The sequence below is a fragment of the Chitinophaga sp. 10T418 genome, assembly GCF_056394125.1.
Genome location: NZ_JBFTHG010000009.1, coordinates 116,847 through 138,681 on the forward strand (window position 1 = coordinate 116,847; position 21,835 = coordinate 138,681).

General features: G+C 47.8%; 3 protein-coding genes. All 3 read left to right on the forward strand.

Annotated features, from left to right (window positions below):
- Positions 1–45: 45 nt before the first annotated feature.
- Genes AC1DCV_RS24630 through AC1DCV_RS24640 form a run of 3 tightly spaced genes read left to right on the forward strand, consistent with a single transcriptional unit; the run spans position 46 to position 21,819 of the window.
- Positions 46–8,457: an amino acid adenylation domain-containing protein gene (locus AC1DCV_RS24630; protein ID WP_477025654.1), complete on the forward strand. Its 8,412-nt coding sequence runs from the start codon at positions 46–48 to the stop codon at positions 8,455–8,457.
- Between the two features lie 41 nt (positions 8,458–8,498).
- Positions 8,499–20,138 carry a non-ribosomal peptide synthetase gene (locus AC1DCV_RS24635; protein WP_477025655.1) on the forward strand — a complete coding sequence of 3,880 codons (11,640 nt, stop codon included), beginning with the start codon at positions 8,499–8,501 and terminating at the stop codon, positions 20,136–20,138.
- Positions 20,139–20,172: 34 nt separating this feature from the next.
- Positions 20,173–21,819: a cyclic peptide export ABC transporter gene (locus AC1DCV_RS24640; RefSeq protein ID WP_477025656.1), complete on the forward strand. Its 1,647-nt coding sequence runs from the start codon at positions 20,173–20,175 to the stop codon at positions 21,817–21,819.
- Positions 21,820–21,835 lie beyond the last annotated feature (16 nt).

Below are 21,835 nucleotides of genomic sequence, written 5' to 3' on the forward strand. Positions count from 1 at the left end.
GTACGCCGGCTGCCCGCTAATATTTGCCCTATAAAAAACTATCCAATGAACGACAAGCATAATATACAGAAGATATATCCGCTGACCGCCATGCAGGAGGGGATGCTGTTCCATACACTATACGGTGGTAATCATGCCTACTTTAACCAGGTGTGTTACCGCACTTCCGGTCACCTGGATACCGCTTTGCTGGAACAAAGCCTGGATGTACTTTCCCTGCGGCATGATATCCTCAGAACTTCTTTTGTATATGAGAAGAATGAAAGACCGATACAGGTAGTATTAAAAAATCGTCGTATTGCTTTCTATACCACTGATATTTCTCACCTCGACACCAGGGCTGCAAAAGCATTCCTGGAAGACTTCCGGCAGCAGGATATTCTCCGCAGCTTTGATCTGGTGAAAGATCCATTGATGCGGCTGTCTGTGATAAAAATGGCCGACAACGAATATGAGTTTGTATGGAGCCATCATCACATCCTGCTGGACGGATGGTGTATACCTGTGCTGTTGAATGAGCTGGTTACCATTTATAGGGCGTTGGCGGCCGGGCAGCCGGTAAAATTACCACCGGCAGTATCCTTTGCTGCTTACATACAATGGCTGGAGAAACAGGATAAGGCGGCAGCATCCAGCTACTGGACTAATTACCTGAATGGATATACGAATATAGCAGGAGTGCCTCCGGTACTCTTTCCGGAAGGGAAAGTAGCGCATCATGTCACCGCCGTAGAAAAGCTACAGCTGTCAAAAGAAAAGACTGCTCAGCTGGAAACGTTGGCCAGGAAAGAACATACCACCATGAACGTAATGTTCCAGTCGGTATGGGGCATACTCCTGGCAGCGTATAATAATACAAATGACGTGGTGTATGGCAACGTGGTATCTGGTCGTCCGGCGGAAATACCAGGCGTACAGGATATCCTGGGGCTGTTTATCAATACCGTACCACTGCGTATCCGCTTTGGCCACGAAACAAGGTTTAACCAGTTGCTGCAACAGGTGCATCATGATGCGATCGAAGGATTGCCCTATCATTATTCACCACTGGCGGAAATACAGGCTGGTACTGCATTGAAACGGGAGCTGCTCCAACATATCATTGCAGTGGAGAACTATCCGCTGGAAGAAGGTATCATGCAGTCCGGCAGCACCGGCGATATATTTGATGTGAAGGAAGTGAAGATGTTTGAACAAACCAACTACCACTTTCATATCAACGTAGTACTGGGAGAACAAATGGAAGTGATTTTATCGTATAACCCTGCCTGTTATACGACTGTCTACATGAATGAGATCCTGCAACAGTTTGAAAGGATCGTAGATCAGGTACTGGCAAATGAAGATATTCCGGTAAAAGAAATAGCGATAGATATTCCTTCGGAAGTAACATCACAACCGGCTTATCAGCTGGCTTACTGGAAGAAACAGCTGAATGGTGTAGAGCCATTGCAGTTGCCAACAGACTTTCCCCGTCCACCCATAGCGGGTACGTATGCAGCAGTAGCGGAGTACAAAGTGCCCGATCATATCCGGGATGGCCTGACCATTTTATCAATGGATGAAAATACGACCATGTTCCAGGTGTTGCTGACGGCATTTCACGTCATGCTGTACCGGTATACAGGTCAGCAGGTGATCAGTTCCGGTATTCCTGCCCCACGTGGAAACACGTTGCTGCCGTTAAGTGCGGACATCAGTCATGCGCCGCTGTTTGTAAACCTGCTGCAACAGGTAAAGGATCATATCCGGGAGGCGATAGCATGCCAGGATGTATCCTTACCAGATATAGCTGCATCATTAGGTATACCCGATAATAATAACCCCGGCGCACTTTTCCGGGTAACATTTGGTGTAGAAGACAGCACTTCTGTTTTATTATTTTCCGGAGATGACTATACCGACTATGATCTGCAAATGCAGTTCAGGGACGGAGAAGCTGGTCTGCACATCTCTGTAAAATATGCAACCGATCTTTTTACCGCTGCCACCATTGAGCGGATGCTGGGACACTATCAGCAGTTGTTGCAGGATATACTGAGAAATCCTGAGCAAAGAAACGATACGCTGAAGATGCTCACCTTACCTGAAGAAACACAGCTGTTACAGGCTTCTGCAGAAAAAACAGCCGGCTATCCGTATCACAAAACTATCACGGATCTTATTGAAGAACAGGTAGCTGCTACACCAGATAATGTAGCAGTAAACATAGGTACCTTACAACTAACTTACCGGGAACTGAATGAAAAAGCGAATCAGCTGGCACATTTCCTTCGTAGAAAAGGAGTAACAGCAGATACGCTGGTGCCGGTATGCATCGACAGGAGCCTGGAAATGATTATCGCATTGCTGGGCATTCTGAAAGCCGGTGGGGCCTATGTGCCGGTGGATCCGGCTTATCCGCAGGATCGCATTGCCTTTATGCTGGAAGATACCGCTGCGAAAGTGGTTATTTCTGCGTCATCCGTAGTAGCTGCGGTAAGTGACGCTACAAATGCCACCATCATTCTGCTGGACAGCGATGCAGCAGAGATCAGTAAAGAAAGTACACATAATCCTGCTCCGGTGGCTGCTCCGCACCACCTGGCCTATGTAATATATACTTCCGGTTCTACCGGCAAGCCCAAAGGCGTGCTGATAGAACACCGCAACGTAGTACGTTTATTCGAAACAGACGCGCCGTTGTACGACTTTAACAGTAAGGATGTATGGACCATGTTCCATTCTTTCTGTTTCGACTTTTCAGTATGGGAAATGTATGGGGCCCTGTTTTACGGTGGCCGCCTGGTCATAGTGCCGAAGGAAGTGGCGAAGGATACAACTTTGTTTGCCGCATTGTTACAGGAAGAAGGCGTAACTATCCTTAACCAGACGCCTTCCGCCTTTTATGTATTGCAGGATGATATGGTAGCTAACCCAGCTGCTTTGCAAATACGTTACGTCATATTTGGCGGGGAAGCATTGAATCCTGCGGCTATCAGGCCATGGAAATCATTATATCCGGACTGCCGTATGATTAACATGTATGGTATTACAGAAACCACGGTGCATGTTACCTACCAGGAAATCGGGGAAGCGGAAATGGCCAGTAGCAGCAGCGTAATAGGGATGCCTATTCCTACGCTGGGGCTTTATATACTCGATGCCCGTTTGCAGTTATCGCCTGCCGGCATACCAGGAGAGTTGTACGTGTCCGGGGCAGGCCTCGCCAGAGGATATCTGCATCGTGATGAACTTACCCGGGAGCGGTTTATTGCTAACCCATTTAACAAAGAAAATAATTCCCGTTTATATAAAACCGGCGATCTTGCCCGCTGGCTGCCAGATGGCAATATCGAATACCTGGGTCGTATCGATGACCAGGTGAAGATCCGCGGTTTCCGCATAGAGCTGGGAGAAATTGAAACGGCTTTGCAGCAGAGTGGTTTTGTGAAACAGGCCGTAGTGATGGCTGGTAATGATGCCACCGGTGCTAAAAGGCTCGTGGCTTACCTGGTACCCGAAGGTATCTTCAACCGTGACGGATTACTGGCTTATCTGAAAGACAGACTGCCTGATTATATGGTGCCGGCCATCCTGATACCATTACCGTATTTCCAGCTTACATCCAATGGTAAAACCGATCGTAAAGCATTGCCACATCCGGATGCAGCAGCCGTATCTGTTACAGGGTATGTAGCGCCGGTTGGTAAAACAGAAGAGGTGCTGACAGGTATCTGGCAGCAACTACTACACGTGGAGCGTATAGGCGTGCACGATAATTTCTTTGAATTGGGCGGTCATTCCCTTTCTGCCATTCGGCTCACTGCCGCTATCAACAAACAGTTGAACGCCGCCGTAAAAGTGGCGCTTGTATTTCAATATCCTACTATCCGGCAGCTGGCGCAGAATATTGGCGGGGGAGAAAATGCATATACAGCTATTCCGCTTGCACCGGTACAGGACAATTACCCGCTGTCGCATGCGCAGCAACGGCTTTGGCTTGTTTATCAGCTGGAGGAAGATCGTGCTAATTACAACCTCCCTGTTGCCTGCACCTTCAGCGGAGCGCTCGATGTTGCTGCATTATCAGCTGCCTTTAACCTGTTGGTAGCGCGGCATGAAATACTGCGTACGGTGTTTATAACAGTCAACGGAGAACCCCGTCAACAGGTAGTTTTCAACGATGCCCGTTTCGGATTACAGGTAGAAGATCTGCGCGGAAAAGAAGATGTGAAAGACCGGGTGGCAGCGGCTACGCGAAAGGTATTTGACCTGGAACAATCTCCGCTCTTCAGTGCACATCTGTGGCAAACCGGCCAGCAGGAATATGTATTTCTTTTGGTCATACATCATATCATCACAGATGCCTGGTCTACCGGTATTTTGATGAAAGAGTTGATGCAGTTTTACAGCGGCTTGCTGGATCATAAGAATGTGCTGCCTGCCGCTTTAAAAATACAGTACAAAGACTTTGCTGTATGGGACCATGCACAAGCGGCTTTACCTGTTTACCAGGAACACCGCCGTTACTGGCTGGATCATTTCCGCGAAACGGTGAATGTGCTGGAGTTGCCGGCAGATTATCCACGGCAAACCAGTGGAATACAACAAGGCAGGGTAGTATATGCCACCGTGCCATCAGCATTGACAGATAAATTGAAAAGTATAGCCGGGCAACAAGGCGTAAGTCTTTTTATGCTGCTGTTGGCAGGCTTTAAAGCATTGCTGTACCGTTATACCGGTCAGCAGGATATTACAGTAGGTACCCCTGCAGCAGGCCGTGAACATAGCGACCTGGATGACCAGGTAGGATTTTACATCAACACCCTGGCTTTGCGGAGCAGATTCAATGCAGATGCATCCTTCGCCGCATTGCTGGAAGAAGTACGGAAAAATACCCTGGCTGCATATGAACATCAGCATTATCCGTTTGATCAGCTGGTAGAAGAACTGGCGATAAAGAGAGAAGCCGGCAGATCTCCGCTTTTTGATATTATGCTGGTGCTGCAGAATGCAGACAGCGGTACTCATCTCCCGGAAAAATATGACGGATTTGATATAAAGGAATATCCGCTGGAACTGCAGAGCAGCAAATTTGATCTTACCATTGAGATGTGGGAAACAGCAGGTAGTCTGAAGATGTCATTCGAATATAATACCGGCCTTTTTAGTGAAGCCCGTATTACCCGCATGACTACCCATTATACTAACCTGCTTGCAGCGGTTGCGGACAATATTCAATTGCCGGTAGCAAAACTGGAATACATCGGCACTACTGAAAAGCAGCATATCCTCGAAGTACTTTCCGGTGATAGCAGAAAGCTGCCGCAGGACAGTACTGTAACGCAGTTGTTTGAGGCAACCGCGGCGCGCTATCCGGATGCACCGGCCCTGGCAGATGAACAACATGCATACACTTACCGGGAGCTGAATGAGCGTGCCGGCAATTTAGCAGCTTATATCAGCAGGCATCACGCTGTGGCAACCGGAGATGTAGTGGCAGTGGTGATGTCCAGAACAGCCGGATTTATTACCACGATGCTGGCGGTATTGAAAGCAGGTGCTGCTTATCTGCCACTGGAGCGTAATACACCAGCTGATAGAATCAAATTCCTGTTGGCCCAAACCAACGCTGCTTTACTGATTACAGATGATGTGGTATTAAAAGCTACACTGGAAGATGATATAGCAGTGCTGACGCCGGAAGAAGCATGCTTTAGCACCTCCACTGAAGTATATCCTTTAGCACCGGCTATTAACGGTGATTCACTGGCTTATATTATGTTTACCTCCGGATCCACCGGCACTCCTAAAGGTGTAATGGTAACGCATAAGAGCATTGTTCGCCTGGTAAAAGATACCAACTATATCCGGCTGAACGCAGCTGATAAAATATTACAAACAGGATCACTTTCTTTTGATGCAGCCACTTTTGAAATATGGGGTGCGCTGCTGAATGGCGGAGAGGTGCATTTGCTGGACCTGATGCACCTGTTGGATACGCCGCGGCTGGCCACTGCTATCCGCGAAAAGAAAATTACCACGATGTGGTTCACTGCCTCCTGGTTTAATCAGCTGGCAGATCAGGACCCATCGCTTTTCAGGCCACTCCCCCATGTACTGGCAGGAGGAGAACAATTATCACCTGCGCATATACGAAAAGTACAGGTGGCTTGCCCTAATATTATTATTACTAACGGATATGGACCTACGGAAAATACCACTTTCTCTATTTGCGGTGAAGTGCCCCTGCTTCCCGATACACCTGTGCCACTGGGCAGACCTATCAGCCATAGCACCGTGTATATAGTGGATCGTCATCTGCAACCAGTGGGCATAGGCATTCCAGGTGAAATATTGCTGGGCGGAGAAGGACTAAGCACTGGTTACATGGGCGATCCGGAACGTACCGCACAACAATTTATCGCACATCCATTCCTTCCCGGTGAAAAAGTATATCGTTCCGGGGATCTGGGCAAGTGGTTGGAAAATGGCATGGTGGCTTTTCTCGGCAGAACGGACGACCAGGTGAAAATCCGTGGCTACCGCGTAGAGCCAGGAGAAATCGCGCATGCTATACAACGTATAACCGGCGTGAAAGAAGCATTTGTATTGGTAGAAAAAAATACGAATGGTGATAAAATGCTGGTATGCTATTACGTACCTGCAGCAGAAAAAAGCATTACTGCCTTTAAACCTGCACTCAAAGCAGAGCTGCCCGATTATATGATTCCTGCTTTGTTTATACCGCTGGAGAAGGCGCCATTGAACAAAAACGGAAAACTGGATAGAAACGCATTGCCGGGCATCAACGAATGGTTAGCGCAGCAGGAGCAAAGCGATGATATTCCTCACAGCGAAACAGCCGCACAGCTGCTCTTACTATGGGAAGAAGTACTGGGCCGGAAAGGCATTGGTATGCAGGATAACTTTTTTGAATCAGGTGGTAGTTCCTTATCTGCCTATCGCATTATTACCCGTGTTGAAACAGTGATGCGTGTTAAGATAGGCCTGGCTACATTTTTCAAGCATCCCGATATCCATTCGCTCGCTGCCTGGATAGATGAACAGGAGCAACAGGATACCCACAGCATACCATTGGCGCCTGCCGCAGCATTGTACGAAGCCTCGCGTGCGCAACAACGCTTGTGGATAGTAGATAAACTGGAAACAGAAAAGAATGCCTTTAACATCACGGGCGCTTTTGTCATCAGCGGCAAGCTGGACGCACCTGTGCTCGAACAGGCATTCAGACAGGTGATAGCGCGGCATGAAATATTACGTACGGTGTTTGTAGAGAAAGACGGAACACCTTATCAACACATACTGGATACGGCAGACTGTCCCGTTACCTTGCCTGTAAGGGTGGTCGCCACTGGAACGGATATTATTGAACAGGGCACGGCATTGCTGCGGGAAGAAGAAGAACATGTGTTCCGGTTGAATGAATGGCCGTTAATCCGTTTCCGGTTGCTTACCAACGGTGAAGAGCAGGTATTGGTGCTGAATATGCACCATATCGTCAGTGATGGATGGTCGTTGCAGTTATTTTATACCGAAGCGCTGCAAGGCTATATACAACAGGTGAGTGGAAACACTGACGGTTTGCCACCACTTCGTGTACAGTACAAAGACTTTGCCGCCTGGCAGCAACAACAATTACTGAAGGATACTTCCCATGATGAGAAGTACTGGCTGCAACAGTTACAGCGTACAGGAGAATACCCTGACTTACCACTGGACAGGGATCGTACCCGCACCCGTACCTATGGCAGCAACACCCTGACCTTTAACCTGAACGCGGCTACGCTGCAAACATTCCGCGACTGGACCGGTGAAAAAGAGGTCAGCTTGTTTATGATATGTCAGTCATTGATCGTGCTATGGCTGCAACAGTACCTGCATACCAACGACATTGTGGTAGGTACCACCACCGCAGGCCGCGAGCATCCGGACTTACAACAACAGCTGGGATTTTATGTCAACGTGCTGGCATTGCGTACGGTTTTACAGGAAGACGATACTTTCTTCAGCTTGTTGGAGAAAGTAAAAGCAACCACGCTGGCAGCATACGAGCACCAATCTTATCCTTTTGATTTGCTGATAGAAAAGCTGAGAGTGAAGCGGAACCTGGGCAGAAACCCCTTGTTTGATGTCATGATTGCATTCAACGATGGCTTCGGTACGCAGATTCCCGATGCCCCGGCCGGACTCAGTTTCACCGAATTGCCACAGGAAGAAAGGTTAAACAAATATGATATTACTTTCTTCATTGAGTCAGACCCGGCAGCCGGTATCAGTATAAGACTGGTGTATAACAACGCCTTATTTTATGAAGATACGATGATGGCGGTGCAGCATCGTTTGGAAACACTGGCGACACAGATAGTAAAAGATCCGCAGGTACCCTTGCATACCCTGCTTCCCAAAACAACAAGACCAAAAGTGTTTAGTCTTGAAGATGATTTCAGTTAATCCGATATCCTTAATAACCCTATTATAACTGGTTTAGATTTATGAGCGAGTTTACTTTACAGGAGTCTGCTACCACGAGTTACTGGACTAATAAAATAAAAAATGCAGGAGGCGCGTCCTTCTACAATATATTGCCGCTTCCCGGCCATGCAAAACGACAGCAATATACGCTGCGGTTTCCTGCGCCGCTGTCGGCTGCAGTTACCCATGCTGCAAAAGATAAAGATATCAATATCTATAAACTGGCAATGGCCGCATTGTATATCGTACTGGGCAAATACAGTCAACGCCCGGAGCTGTTACTTACTACAGGCGGTGTGCGTATTGACGAAGAGTTACCAATAAGTGATCCTGCCTTGCTGTTTTTTGCGGTGTCTTATGAGGAAGAGATGTCAGCAAGAGAGCTGCTGAAACAAATACACCTTGAGCTGGAGGCCAATATTATCCAACGCGATTATGATTTTTCCAGACTGGCGGCAGTATTGAAAGAAGAGCAGCAGGAGTGGGCAAAGTATGCTTTTACTACCGGCTTTGGTTATGAACCGGTTACCATATTGCAGGAGGAGTTATATCAGGCAGATATATTTTTCCTTTTCAGCCGGGACGAGGAGGGGCTTACATTACAGCTGGATTATAATGCTGCATTGTATGAAGAAGTATATCTTTCACTGCTGGGTGGGCATCTCCTTAAAACACTGGAAATTATCAGTCATGATCTTTCTACGCCTGTAGGGAATATTAATTTTATTACAGCAGGAGATCACCAGTTTATTCATGGCAGTTTTAATGATACGGCTGTGGCTTTCTGTGAGCAGGCTGTGATAGAGCAGTTTGAGCAGCAGGCCTTGTTTACACCTGATAGCATAGCAGTTAAAAGCGGTGATGTAATACTTACTTATAGAGAGTTGAATGAAAGGGCCAACCAGGTGGCTTATTATCTGAAACAAACGCGCGGGTTACTCCATCAGGACAAAGTAGCACTGATGGTGAATCGTTCTGAAAAAATCATCATCGGTATTATTGGTATTCTCAAAGCCGGCGGGGTATATATTCCGATCGACCTGAGTTCACCGCCTGAGCGTGTGCGGTTTTTCCTGGAAGACAGTGAATGCGCTATTGTGCTGACTGAAAAAGCACTGATAGAACAAACGCCGGATGCTGCAGCACTCGGATATGTAGCGATTGATGAGCTAACTGATGAGAGAGCGGATAATCCCGTTATTCAGCGTGATCCGCATGAATTGGCCTACATGATCTATACGTCAGGTACTACCGGGAAACCAAAAGGGGCGATGATTCATCACCTGGGCCTGGCCAATCATGTCAGCTGGTTCCGTAAACGGTTTGCTATTACACCGGCAGACAGTACCATGCTCATTAACTCCTACAGCTTTGATGGATGTTATAGTTATATATGGGCTACATTGACCGCTGGTGCCACACTTCACGTGCCTAATGATAGCTTTTTTGATCCGGAAAAAACGCTGCGGTATATTAAACAGGAAGGCATCACCTTCCTGAAAATGGTGCCTTCTACTTTTGGTGTACTGGTAAACAGTGCCACTTTCGATGAGGATCCGTTAGTATGTAGTTCAGTGCGTATGATCAAGCAGGGAGGCGAAACCATCAACGTAAAAAATCTCCGTAAATATCTTCAGCGTTATCCGCATGCTGAACTGGGGAATCACTATGGTGCCACCGAAAGCACCATTGGCTCTGTGGCCTGGTGGATACGTGAGCATAGCATCGATGATTTTGCCCGTCAGCCGGTGTTGGGAAAACCATTCGATAATCAGCGGGTATATATTCTGAACAGTAGTAATGAACTGCTTCCGGTAGGCGTGCCCGGTGAAATATGCATTGGTGGTGTAGGTGTTGGCAAAGGATATTATAACCGGGAAGAACTGACGGCGCGTAAGTTCATCGATGATCCTTTTTCTCCCGGTGGAAAATTATATAAAACAGGAGATCATGGCCGCTGGCTACCTTCGGGTACGCTTGAATTTTTTGGTCGTATCGATAACCAGGTTAAAATAAGAGGATATCGTATTGAACTGGATGAGGTAGCAGAAACACTGAAAGCTTATCCGGATGTACGTGATGCGATCGTGCTGGTATATACTAAAGATGGACAGGACCAGCTGGCGGCTTATATAGTAACAGACAATGAACCGCATATCCCGGCCCTGCAGGAGTTTATGAAAGGCAGGTTGCCTGAGTATATGCTCCCCGTATATTATATACCGTTAGCACGGATTCCTTTAACCCCCAACGGTAAAATAGATAAACGGGCATTACCGGATGCAGGTGACTACCGCCCGCAATTCCAGGGTGCAGCCGTTGCCCCGCGTACTGCAACAGAAGCGTTGCTGCTACAGATCTGGGAAACCCTGCTGGATATTTCAGGAGTAGGGGTAACAGATAACTTTTTTGAGATAGGAGGACACTCGCTGAAAGCCACACAGCTCATTGCGCAGATCCATAAAAAAATGCAGGTGCTGCTGCCTTTAAGGGAAGTCTTTTTGCACGCTACTATTGAAGAGCAGGCGGTGTTGGTAGATGCCAGCGGCAAAGATGGTTTTGCCGATATTCTGCCGGTAGGTGAACAGGAAGATTACAGCCTGTCGCATGCGCAACAGCGAATGTGGCTGCTGGCAGCAATGGAAGAAGAACAAACCAGTTATAATATTCCGCATGCCGCCGTGCTGGAAGGCAACATCGATGTAGATGCATTTCGCAATGCATTGGATGCACTGGTAACACGACATGAAATACTACGTACCGTATTCGTTACAAAAAACGGTGTGCCAAGACAGCAGGTGCGAACCCTTGCTGATTCCGGGTTTACGTTGGTGTATAAAGATCTGCAATCTGAACCGGAACGTGAAAACATAGCAGCTGATATTGCTGCAGCAGAAGCAGGAACCGTGTTTGACCTGGAGAAGGGACCACTGGTAAGGGCCGTGTTGTTGCGGATTTCCGACAACAGGTATACCTTTCTGTTTACGTTACATCATATCATTTCTGATGGATGGTCTACACAGGTGTTTTTCTCAGATATACTTAGTCTGTATTACGCTTTCAGCAAAAAAGAAACAGCCTTACCCGAGCCGCTTCACATACAATACAAAGACTTTGCGGCCTGGCAGCAGGAATTGTTGTCGGGGGCTGCTGGTACAAAGTATCGTGATTACTGGCTCCGCAAGTTAGGTGGCGAACGGCCGGTATTGGAGTTGCCGGCAGATTTTATCCGCCCCAGGGTAATGACCTTTAACGGAGATTATATTTCCTGCCACTTACCGGGTGATATACAGCAAAAGCTGCTGCAATATGCGGCTGCCAATAACCTGAGTCTGTACATGGTGCTGATGGGTGCTGTAAAAACGCTGTTATACCGTTATACGGGGCAGCAGGATCTGATAGTGGGTACTCCGGTAGCCGGACGGGAACATGTGAGCCTGGCGAACCAGATAGGCTGTTATGTGAATACACTGGCTATCCGCTCAAAGATCAGTAATGGAGCATCTTTCAACGACTTTGTAAAAACAGATATCAGGGATAGTTTGCTGGAAGGATATCAGCACCAGGCATATCCGTTTGATCAGTTGATAGATGATCTGCAACTGGAAAGAGATATGAGMCGCTCTCCGCTGTTTAATGTAATGGTGGTGATGCAGAATAATAACAGCACCCGCAATGCGCTGCTGGATATGAATGAGCTGAAAGCTTATCCTTTTAACAACCAGCGCCCTGTCAGCAAGTTTGATCTGACCATAGATTTTGAAGAAACCAATGAAGGGCTGGTACTGGGTATTGAATATTATACGGATCTTTTTGCTGCACCACGCATCAATCGTATGCTGGAGCACCTGGGCAATATCATCCGTGCCATAGCGGATAATCCGTATGAGCTACTGGATGATATAGATTATATGACGGGAGAAGAACAGCAGGAGATCCGCTCTTTTAACGGAAGTTTCACGCCATCGTCTTCCGCCACCGTACATCATGTTTTTGAAAAGATAGCTGCGCAATACGCGGATGCCGTTGCATTGGAAGATGAACGGTCTGCCTGGACCTATGCACAGTTGAATAATCGCGCCAACCAGCTGGCAGCAGCCTTATCGCCTTATGCAGTCAGAGAAGGAGTAGTAGCAGTGGTAATGAGCCGCGGTGCAGATTTTGTGACCGCAATGCTGGCTATCTTAAAAGCAGGTTGCGCTTATCTGCCGATAGAGTCCCAAACGCCCGTTGGGCGCATCACGCAACTGCTGGAATATACACAGGCAGTGGCCGTGATCACTGATGATGAAACCATTTTATCGCATCTGGAAAGCGGGGCAGGCGTGTTGTATTTACCGGACATAGACCTTGATGCAAATGCTGCTGTAACACCGGAGCTGCCGGTGGCAGATGGTGATTCATTAGCCTATGTTATGTTTACCTCCGGCACAACAGGTAAGCCCAAGGGGGTGATGATAGAACATCATAGTATTATTAATCTTGTCAGAGAAAACCCTCCGTCTGCTATCACAGAGAAGGACAGGATACTCCAGACAGGGGCATTGTCTTTTGATGCAGCCACACTGGAAGTATGGGGGGCATTGCTGAATGGTGCACGGGTGATTGTGATGGGGCTGCAGCATCTGCTGGATCCTTCCAGCATGGCAGCCACTCTCCGGGAGAAACAGGTGACGTTGGCTTTTTTTACTACTTCCTGGTTAAATCAGCTGATAGATCATGACCCGCAGATGTTTATGCCATTACAACATATATACACCGGTGGGGAACAAGTATCGGTATCGCATATACGTAAATTGATAACGCAATGCCCGGCGCTGCGTGTAATGAATCTTTATGGGCCTACAGAAATAACTACTTACTGCACCTGCACGGAAATGAACGGATATGGCGGTGGCCCGGTATCAATAGGGCAGCCTATACAGAATGACCTGGTGTTGATTGTAGATCGTCGCGGGAAACCAGTACCCAAAGGTATTCCTGGAGAGATGTTGCTGGGTGGTGCTGGATTAAGCCGGGGTTATATACAGGATGAAATACGTACGGCGCAGCAGTTTATTACACTTGCAGGCGACCGTTTTTATAAATCAGGCGACCAGGCCCGCTGGACAGAAAATGGGGGCATTGAATTTATTGGCCGTATAGATGAACAGGTGAAAATCCGCGGTTATCGGGTAGAGCCGGATGAAGTGGCTACTGTATTGCAATCGCATCCTGCCGTAAAAGAAGGGATCGTGATTGTACACCGCAAGAGCAATGGTGATAAAATACTGGCAGGCTATTATACGCTCACGGAAACGGCTACACGGGATGAAATCAAAAGCTACCTCGGTAAGTTATTGCCTGCTTACATGGTGCCTGATTCACTGATTATACTGGACAGGATACCACTGAATGCCAACGGTAAAACGGATCGCAACGCCTTACCGGAGCCGCAGCTGATAACAGAAGCTTATCAGGGAGCCCGCAATGAAACAGAACAAGCGCTGGTGACGATCTGGGAAAGATTATTAGGGGTGTCACCGATAGGCATATACGATAATTTCTTTGCGCTGGGAGGGCACTCCCTGCTGGCAACGAGACTGGTATCAGCGATCCGTAGTGAGATGAACCGCGCAGTGACTGTAAAGGAACTATTTATACAACAGACGATTGCTACGTTGTCGCCGCTGCTGGAAGCTCCCGCGAAGGAGAAGCTCCCAGCTATCAGTCGCTATACCGGCAAGGGTAAGGTGCCATTGTCTTTTGCACAGGAGCGTCTTTGGTTTATTGACCAACTGGAAGGCAGCGTACAATATCATATGCCGGTGCTGTTGCGCTTGAAAGGTACATTGGATACCGCCGGGCTGACATATGCCCTTCGTGAAATGATAGACCGGCATGAAGTGCTGAGGACCGTGATCCTGCAGGAAGATGGCCGGGGCTATCAACAAACGCGGGATAGTGATGAGTGGCAACTCGCGCTGACAAATGATACTGCTTATTCCGATCCGGCATTGTTACATGCTGCCGTAGAAGAATGGGTGGCCGCACCTTTCGACCTGTCTGCCGACTTCATGCTGCGTGCAAGGCTGATAAAAGTCGCCGCAACAGAACATGTATTGCTGATCGTGATGCATCACATTGCTACGGATGGCTGGTCTATGGGTATTATTATCCGTGAACTGACGGAATTGTATAATGCGTATACCACACAGCGAACCGCTGCATTGCCGGTATTATCCGTACAATATACAGACTTTGCCATCTGGCAGCGCCGGCATTTTTCCGGTGAAATACTGGATAAACAGTTACAATACTGGAAACATAAACTCGATGAAGTAACCCCGCTTAATCTGCTGACAGATTATGCGCGCCCTGCCATACAAAGCGCACGGGGCTCCTACGTTAGCTTCCATATAGATGCTGCACTGACAGCGCAATTACAGGAACTGAGCCGGCAACAGGACGCAACTCTCTTTATGACTTTACTGGCTGCATTTAAAGTATTGCTGCACCGTTATACTGGTCAGGATGATATCAGTGTGGGAGCACCGATAGCCGGCAGAACACAACAGGAGGTGGAACAGTTAGTGGGCTTCTTTGTAAATACCTTGGTGCTGCGCAGTGACCTGAGCGGTAATCCTTCTTTCCTGCAATTATTACAACAGGTAAAAGCAACTACCCTGGAAGCCTACGATCACCAGGATGTGCCTTTTGAAAAGGTGGTAGATGAAGTAGTGGTTTCCCGCGAACTAAGCAGGAGCCCTCTTTTTCAGGCGGTATTTGCCTTGCAGAATGCTCCCCGTGCAAATGGAATGGACCTGGGAGGAATACAGTTATCCGAAGAAGATATAGAGCAAACTACTGCGAAAACAGACATCAGTTTTTCCATGGAAGAAACGCCGGAAGGATTACAGGGCAGTGTGGTATATTGCGCAGATCTGTTCAGGCAGGACACCATTGTGCAATTGCTGGCGCATTTCAAACAATTATTACAGGCCATCGCAACGGCTCCTGCTACTACCATAGGATTACTGCCGTTGTTATCTGAAGGGGAAAAACAGCAGCTACAGGATTTCAATAAAACGATACCTGGATTTGATATCCCTGCCAACACAAATATCCTCTCAGTATTTGCACAACAGGTGGCCTTGTATCCGCAAAATCCCGCACTCGTATACGAAGATATTACCTTAACCTACAACGAGCTGGATAGGCGTTCCAATCGCTTTGCACACTATCTGCGTCAACTGGGTGTTGGCCCGGAAACACTGGTTCCTGTATGCCTGGAGCGCTCACCGGAAATGATTATTGGTATCATGGGCGTTTTGAAGGCCGGCGCGGCCTATTTGCCCATTGATCCTGCATATCCGGCAGAAAGGATATTGTACACGCTGGAAGACAGTGGTGCTGACATCCTGCTGAGCAGCAAGGCCTGCGAAGGTCTGGTGAATTATCCGGAACACATCCGGGTGATAAAAGCAGACAGCGATTGGGATGCTATCAGCCAAACAACGGATCAGCCGTTGGAGATACCATCTGTAAATAATCAACTGGCCTATGTCATCTATACCTCCGGTAGTACCGGAAAGCCCAAAGGCGTGCAACTGGAGCACAAAGGCGTAGTAAACATGGTACAGGGGCAAACCGTAGCGCTGAGATTAAAGCCCGGACTGAGAATGCTGCAATTCTCTTCCTTTGGTTTTGATGCTTTCTGTTATGAGCTGTTTTGCATGGTCCTCAGCGGCGGCTGCCTGGTATTACCCAAACGCGAAGATTTATTGTCGGCAGAGGGTTTTGAAGCTGTGGTCGACAGGCACCAGGTGGAACTGGTGGTGTTACCACCGTCTTATCAGCGGGCCATCAGGGAGAAAACAGGTACACTACATACCATCGTTTCCGCGGGAGAGGCATTGAATACAGAAGACGCACGTTACTTCAAAGAAAAAGGTATCCGCCTTATTAACGCTTACGGACCTACGGAAAATACGATCATCGCTACATATACAGACGATCCGGTTAAGCCACATGCTGTTGTGATCGGGGTACCGGTGCCCAATGTACAGGTGTATATCGCAGACCGGTATAATAACCTGTGTCCGATAGGAGTGGCCGGTGAAATATGCATAGGAGGAGATTCACTGGCACGGGGTTACCTGCACCGTGATGACCTGAACGCAGAGAAATTTGTCGGCAATATTTTTAATCCCGGTGCTACCGGAAAGTGTTATCGTGCCGGTGATCTGGGACGCTGGTTGCCTGATGGCAGCATTGAGTTTCTGGGCAGGATAGATGACCAGGTGAAGATCCGCGGCTATCGCATAGAGCTGGGAGAAATCAATACGGTATTATTGCAATCTCCGTTGGTAAGAGAAGGAATAGTGGTGGTACATAAGAACAACCGCCACAAAATGCGGCTGATAGGTTACGTGGTACCGGAAGGGCCATTCGATAAGGACGGCATCCTCGCTTACCTGAAAGGTCAGCTACCAGACTATATGGTGCCATCGCTGCTGATAGAAATGGCCGCATTGCCGGTAACCACCAGTGGTAAAATAGACCGGCGCGCATTACCCAACCCGGATGAAACAGCCTTCTCTGAAAGCACTTATACCGCTCCCCGGAATGAAACGGAGCGGGAGCTGGCCCGTATCTGGCAGGAACTGCTGAGAGTAGAACGGGTAGGCATATACGATAATTTCTTTGAGCTGGGTGGAGACTCCATCATCACCATACAGATGGTGAGCAGGGCCCGCCGGGCGGGTTACCTGCTGCATCCGAGAGATCTGTTCCTGCATCAGCAGATTGCTGCGCTGGCAGGCGCGGTGACTACCAGCAGAGAGGTGATAACAGAACAAGGTATCCTCAACGGTGAAGCAGGCTTGCTGCCAATTCAGCAATGGTTCTTTGACCAGTCATTCACCGAAAAAGATCATTTCAATCAGGCTATCCTGCTGAATATTGACAAAGCACTCGACGTAAGCAAACTGAATGCAGTAGCAGCCGCGTTGGCCGAACGTCACGATGCGCTGCGTTGCCGCTATCGCAGGGAGGGAGATCGTTGGATACAGGAATATGGTTACCTGTTGTCAGGCGTCACCAGCGAAGAGGCCACAGATGAAACGGCGATAACAGCCATATGCCAGCACTACCAGGAACAACTGGATATAAGCGCCGGTAAAATCTGGCAATGCGTATTGATAAAAACACCGCATTCAGATGCCCATCACCGCTTATTCATCGTGATCCATCACCTTGCGGTAGATGGGGTGTCATGGCGCATTATACTGGAAGACCTGATGATATACCTGGATGCGGTTACTAAAGGACAGGTACTGCAGCCGGCTTCTAAAACTTCCTCTGTACGCCAGTGGCAACAGGCACTTTGCCGTTATGCCATAGCACCGGCTACGGTGGCAGAGCTGCCCTACTGGAAGCATATCGTAAACGGGTATACGCCGTTGCCGGTATCTAAAGACATAAAAGAAGTATTGCGTAAAGAAACCGATACACATACCGTGCTGCTATCAGAAACGGCTACACGTCATTTACTGGGTAAGGTGCAGCAGGTATATAATACCGGCATAAACGATTGGCTGCTGGCTAGCCTGGCACATACCATCGGTAACTGGACCGGCAACAATCAAGTATTGATTACCCTGGAAGGCCATGGCAGGGAAGCCATCGCCCCCGAACTGGATACTACACAAACGGTGGGTTGGTTCACCAATATGTACCCGGTATTGCTGGAAGTACCAGACAGTGCTTCCACGGCGCTGGTAAGATCCGTGAAAGAACAGTTACGGATGGTGCCGGCAAAAGGCATGGGCTATGCCGCTCTCCGTTATCTGCATCCGGACGATGCTGTCAGAAAAAGTTTACATCTGCCGGCTACTGATATTCTTTTTAATTACCTCGGACAGCTGGATAATTTACTCCACGCAGATGGAGATATCAGCCTGTCAGATGAATCTACCGGCGATGCGGTAAGTGGCAACAATACCTTCAACAGTAAGCTGGAAATTACGGCTTCCGTATCAGGAGGACAGTTGTATATGTCCTGGACTTATAGTCCGGATCAATACAACCCGGTTGCAATAGCCCAACTCGCTCAAAGCAATATTGCTTTGCTGGAGGAACTGATTGCAGTTGCCGCTGTACAGGAAACGGCGGCGCCTACGCCATCTGACTATGGTTTATCCGGCCTGCTCAGTATACAGCAGCTGGACAACTTCCAGGCGGCACAGCAGGATGGAAGTTTACATCAAACACAGCTGCGTACATTGTACCAGTTAGGCCCCTTGCAATCGGAAATGTACCGCTACAGCCGTTCATCGGTGAATGCCGGCACTTACATTATCCAGGTAGGTTTTGAAGTTTCCTTCCCTCATATCCGGCTGATGAAAAAAGCCTGGGAACATGTGATTGCCCGTCACAGCATTTTACGTACGGCTTTTCATGATGTGGGAGGTACGCCGCTACAAGCCGTATACAGCCCGGTGGGGCTTCCTTTCGCAGAACTGGACTATAGCGGTCTTACACCTGCAGAACTGGAAAAAGCGCTGGCGGCCTTCCTGCTGAAAGATAAACGTACCGACTTCGATATGGCTACACCGCCACTCATGCGGGTTACATTTATTCAGTTGCCAGGTGGCAATACCAGGATGGTGTGGACCTGTCATCATATTATTATGGATGGCTGGTCAATGCCGGTAGTGATAGATGAATGGCTCTCCACCTGTAACGCCCTGCTGAAAGGCGATGCCATCAGCAATGGAACAGTTGATCAGTATGAAGCATTTATCCGTTTTCACGATACAACCGATCGTCACGCAACAGCGGCTTTCTGGAAGCAGCACCTGAAAGGCATTACAGCGCCTAAGTGGTTGCCTTTTGCAGATGATCGCCCCGACAGAAATAAGCTACCGGGAGTGTTTAACGATGTGAGATTGGTACTCGATGAAACCATCACGTCCGATATGCAGCAGTTTGCACAAGCTCATCACATCACGGTGAATACGCTGATACAGGGCGTTTGGGCTACCCTGTTGTACAGGTATAACCGTAACAGAAAAGTAGTATTTGGAGCTACTGTTTCTACCCGGCCGGCAGAAATAGACCAGGTAGAACAAAAGGTAGGTCCTTATATCAATATCATTCCGGTACGTGCAGATGTAACGGCTTTGCCACTGGGAGACTGGCTCCGCGAATTGCAGGATACACATAGTCTTTCCCGTAGTTATCAGCATGCAKGACTGGCTGATATCCGCACCTGGACGAACATCAAGGATGACCTGTTCGATAGTGTACTATTTTTTGAGAACTATCCGCTGGGAGAAGTCAGTGAAAAAGAGGAACGGCAGCCGGAGATTCTTCACCTGGAGATGAACGAGCATAATAATTACCTGTTGTCTGTTTTTGTAGGAGTAGGCAGTGAGCTGGTAGTTCGTTTTAATTACAACAGCAGCTTATTGAGTGATGTCAGCGTCAACATCATCAGCGGACATTTTAAAACAATGCTGTTGCAGCTACTGACAAATCCGGACAAGCCGGTTACTCAATTCCGGCTTATCACACCACAGCAGCTGAAATCGGCCTTTGAAGCAACTGGTATCGGACAACGAAAAAGAATATCGTTGTCTGCAACTACCAGCGAAAAACCCCGTAAATCAAAATAAGTCATCACTACCGCTAATCAACAAAAAAATGAGCATGTTAAAATTACTCCAGCAAAAATCGAAAGCGTTCTTCTGGCTGCTGGCCTTACTGGGGTTAATCAACAGTATATGGAGCAGTACTTTGTTATTATTGATTAATAACAAGATTACCAATACACCTTTACCGTTTGGTGGAGGATATGACTGGCAAATGTATTGTGTCCTCATCGTATTGGCTTTTGTTACCGCCAGGTTTTTTCAGTCGTATATGATCCGGCTCACCTACAACCTGGGCAATGATCTGGGCCTGTCTATATTCAATAAACTACGATTCACCAATTACGAGGAATACATGAAGCTGGGTGATGAAAAAGTTCGTACATCCGTTGCCGATGTAACCACATTACAACGTTTTCCACAGGCATTTATAGAAACCTTTAATGCGGTAGTAATGGTGGTGATAGGCGTACTCTATCTTTTTTATATCAACCTGGCCGGTGCTGCGCTGATTACCCTTATCCTTGGAATGCTGGCAGGTATTTATTATTACCGCAACCAGGCTGTGCATCGTGATATGACGACAGTTAGGGACCTGGCCAATGTGTATCAGCAGAATGTAAACGACTTTCTCCGTGGTTTCCGGGAAATCAAGATGAGCACCCTGCGCAGTGATAATATTTATCATGAACACATCACCGTTAACAGAAGCAGGGCAAAGGATCTTACCGTGAAAACCCTCATCCGGCATATGGGCAATGAGTTGATGGGTAGCTATGTATGGTACCTGATGATCGGTATCATTCTCTTTCTGCTGCCGGCTTTGCTGCATACCACTACCGGTGCCAACAGCAACTTTATTGTAACACTGCTATATCTCATGGGCCCCATGGGGATTATCATCACAGAAATACGTGAGTTCACCCTGATGCATATCGCGGTAAAGCGATTGGAAGAATTTGATAAAATTATCAGTGCTTCCAAAACCATTGCGTTGGGACATGGCCGTGTAGGGAATACAGAAAAATCTTTCCGCAGTATTCGTTTTGAAAACGTGGTGTATGAATATTATGATGAGATCAGGTCAGAAACATTCCGGCTGCAACCATTGAACCTGGAAATAAACAGCGGAGAAAGCATTTTCATTACCGGCGGTAATGGCAGTGGTAAAAGCACTTTCGTGCATTTACTTACTGGCTTGTTTATGCCAAAATCCGGCAACATTTATTTCAACGATGTACGTGTTACCCCGGAAACCTACCCCTGGTACCGCGATCAGATGGTCGCTATTTACACAGATCATTGTCTGTTTACGGAAAACTACGACAATTATCAACTGGACCGTAACAATGAAAGACTGATGCATCTGCTGGATAAAATGAGGCTGACAGATATCGTGACTTTTAATGAAGGCAAAAATGTGATTAAAGCCACCTTGTCCAAAGGTCAGCAGAAGCGGTTAGCACTGATATATGCATTGCTGGAAGAAAAGGACATCATTGTACTGGATGAGTGGGCGGCTGAACAGGACCCTGTTTTCCGCGCCTACTTCTATAAAGTGTTGGTGCCGGAAATGAAAATGATGGGTAAGACAGTRATCGCAGTATCACATGACGATGCCTATTTCGATTATGCAGAAAGATTGTTGCGCTTTGACTATGGACGTGTGCAGAGTGATGTGAAACAGCCGGTGATGACAGCATAGCGGCATCTATTTTATT

Bases quoted from the DNA above. Each gene is read 5' to 3' on its own strand.
- AC1DCV_RS24630 (WP_477025654.1), top strand. From the start codon at position 46: ATGAACGACAAGCATAATATACAGAAGATATATCCGCTGACCGCCATG.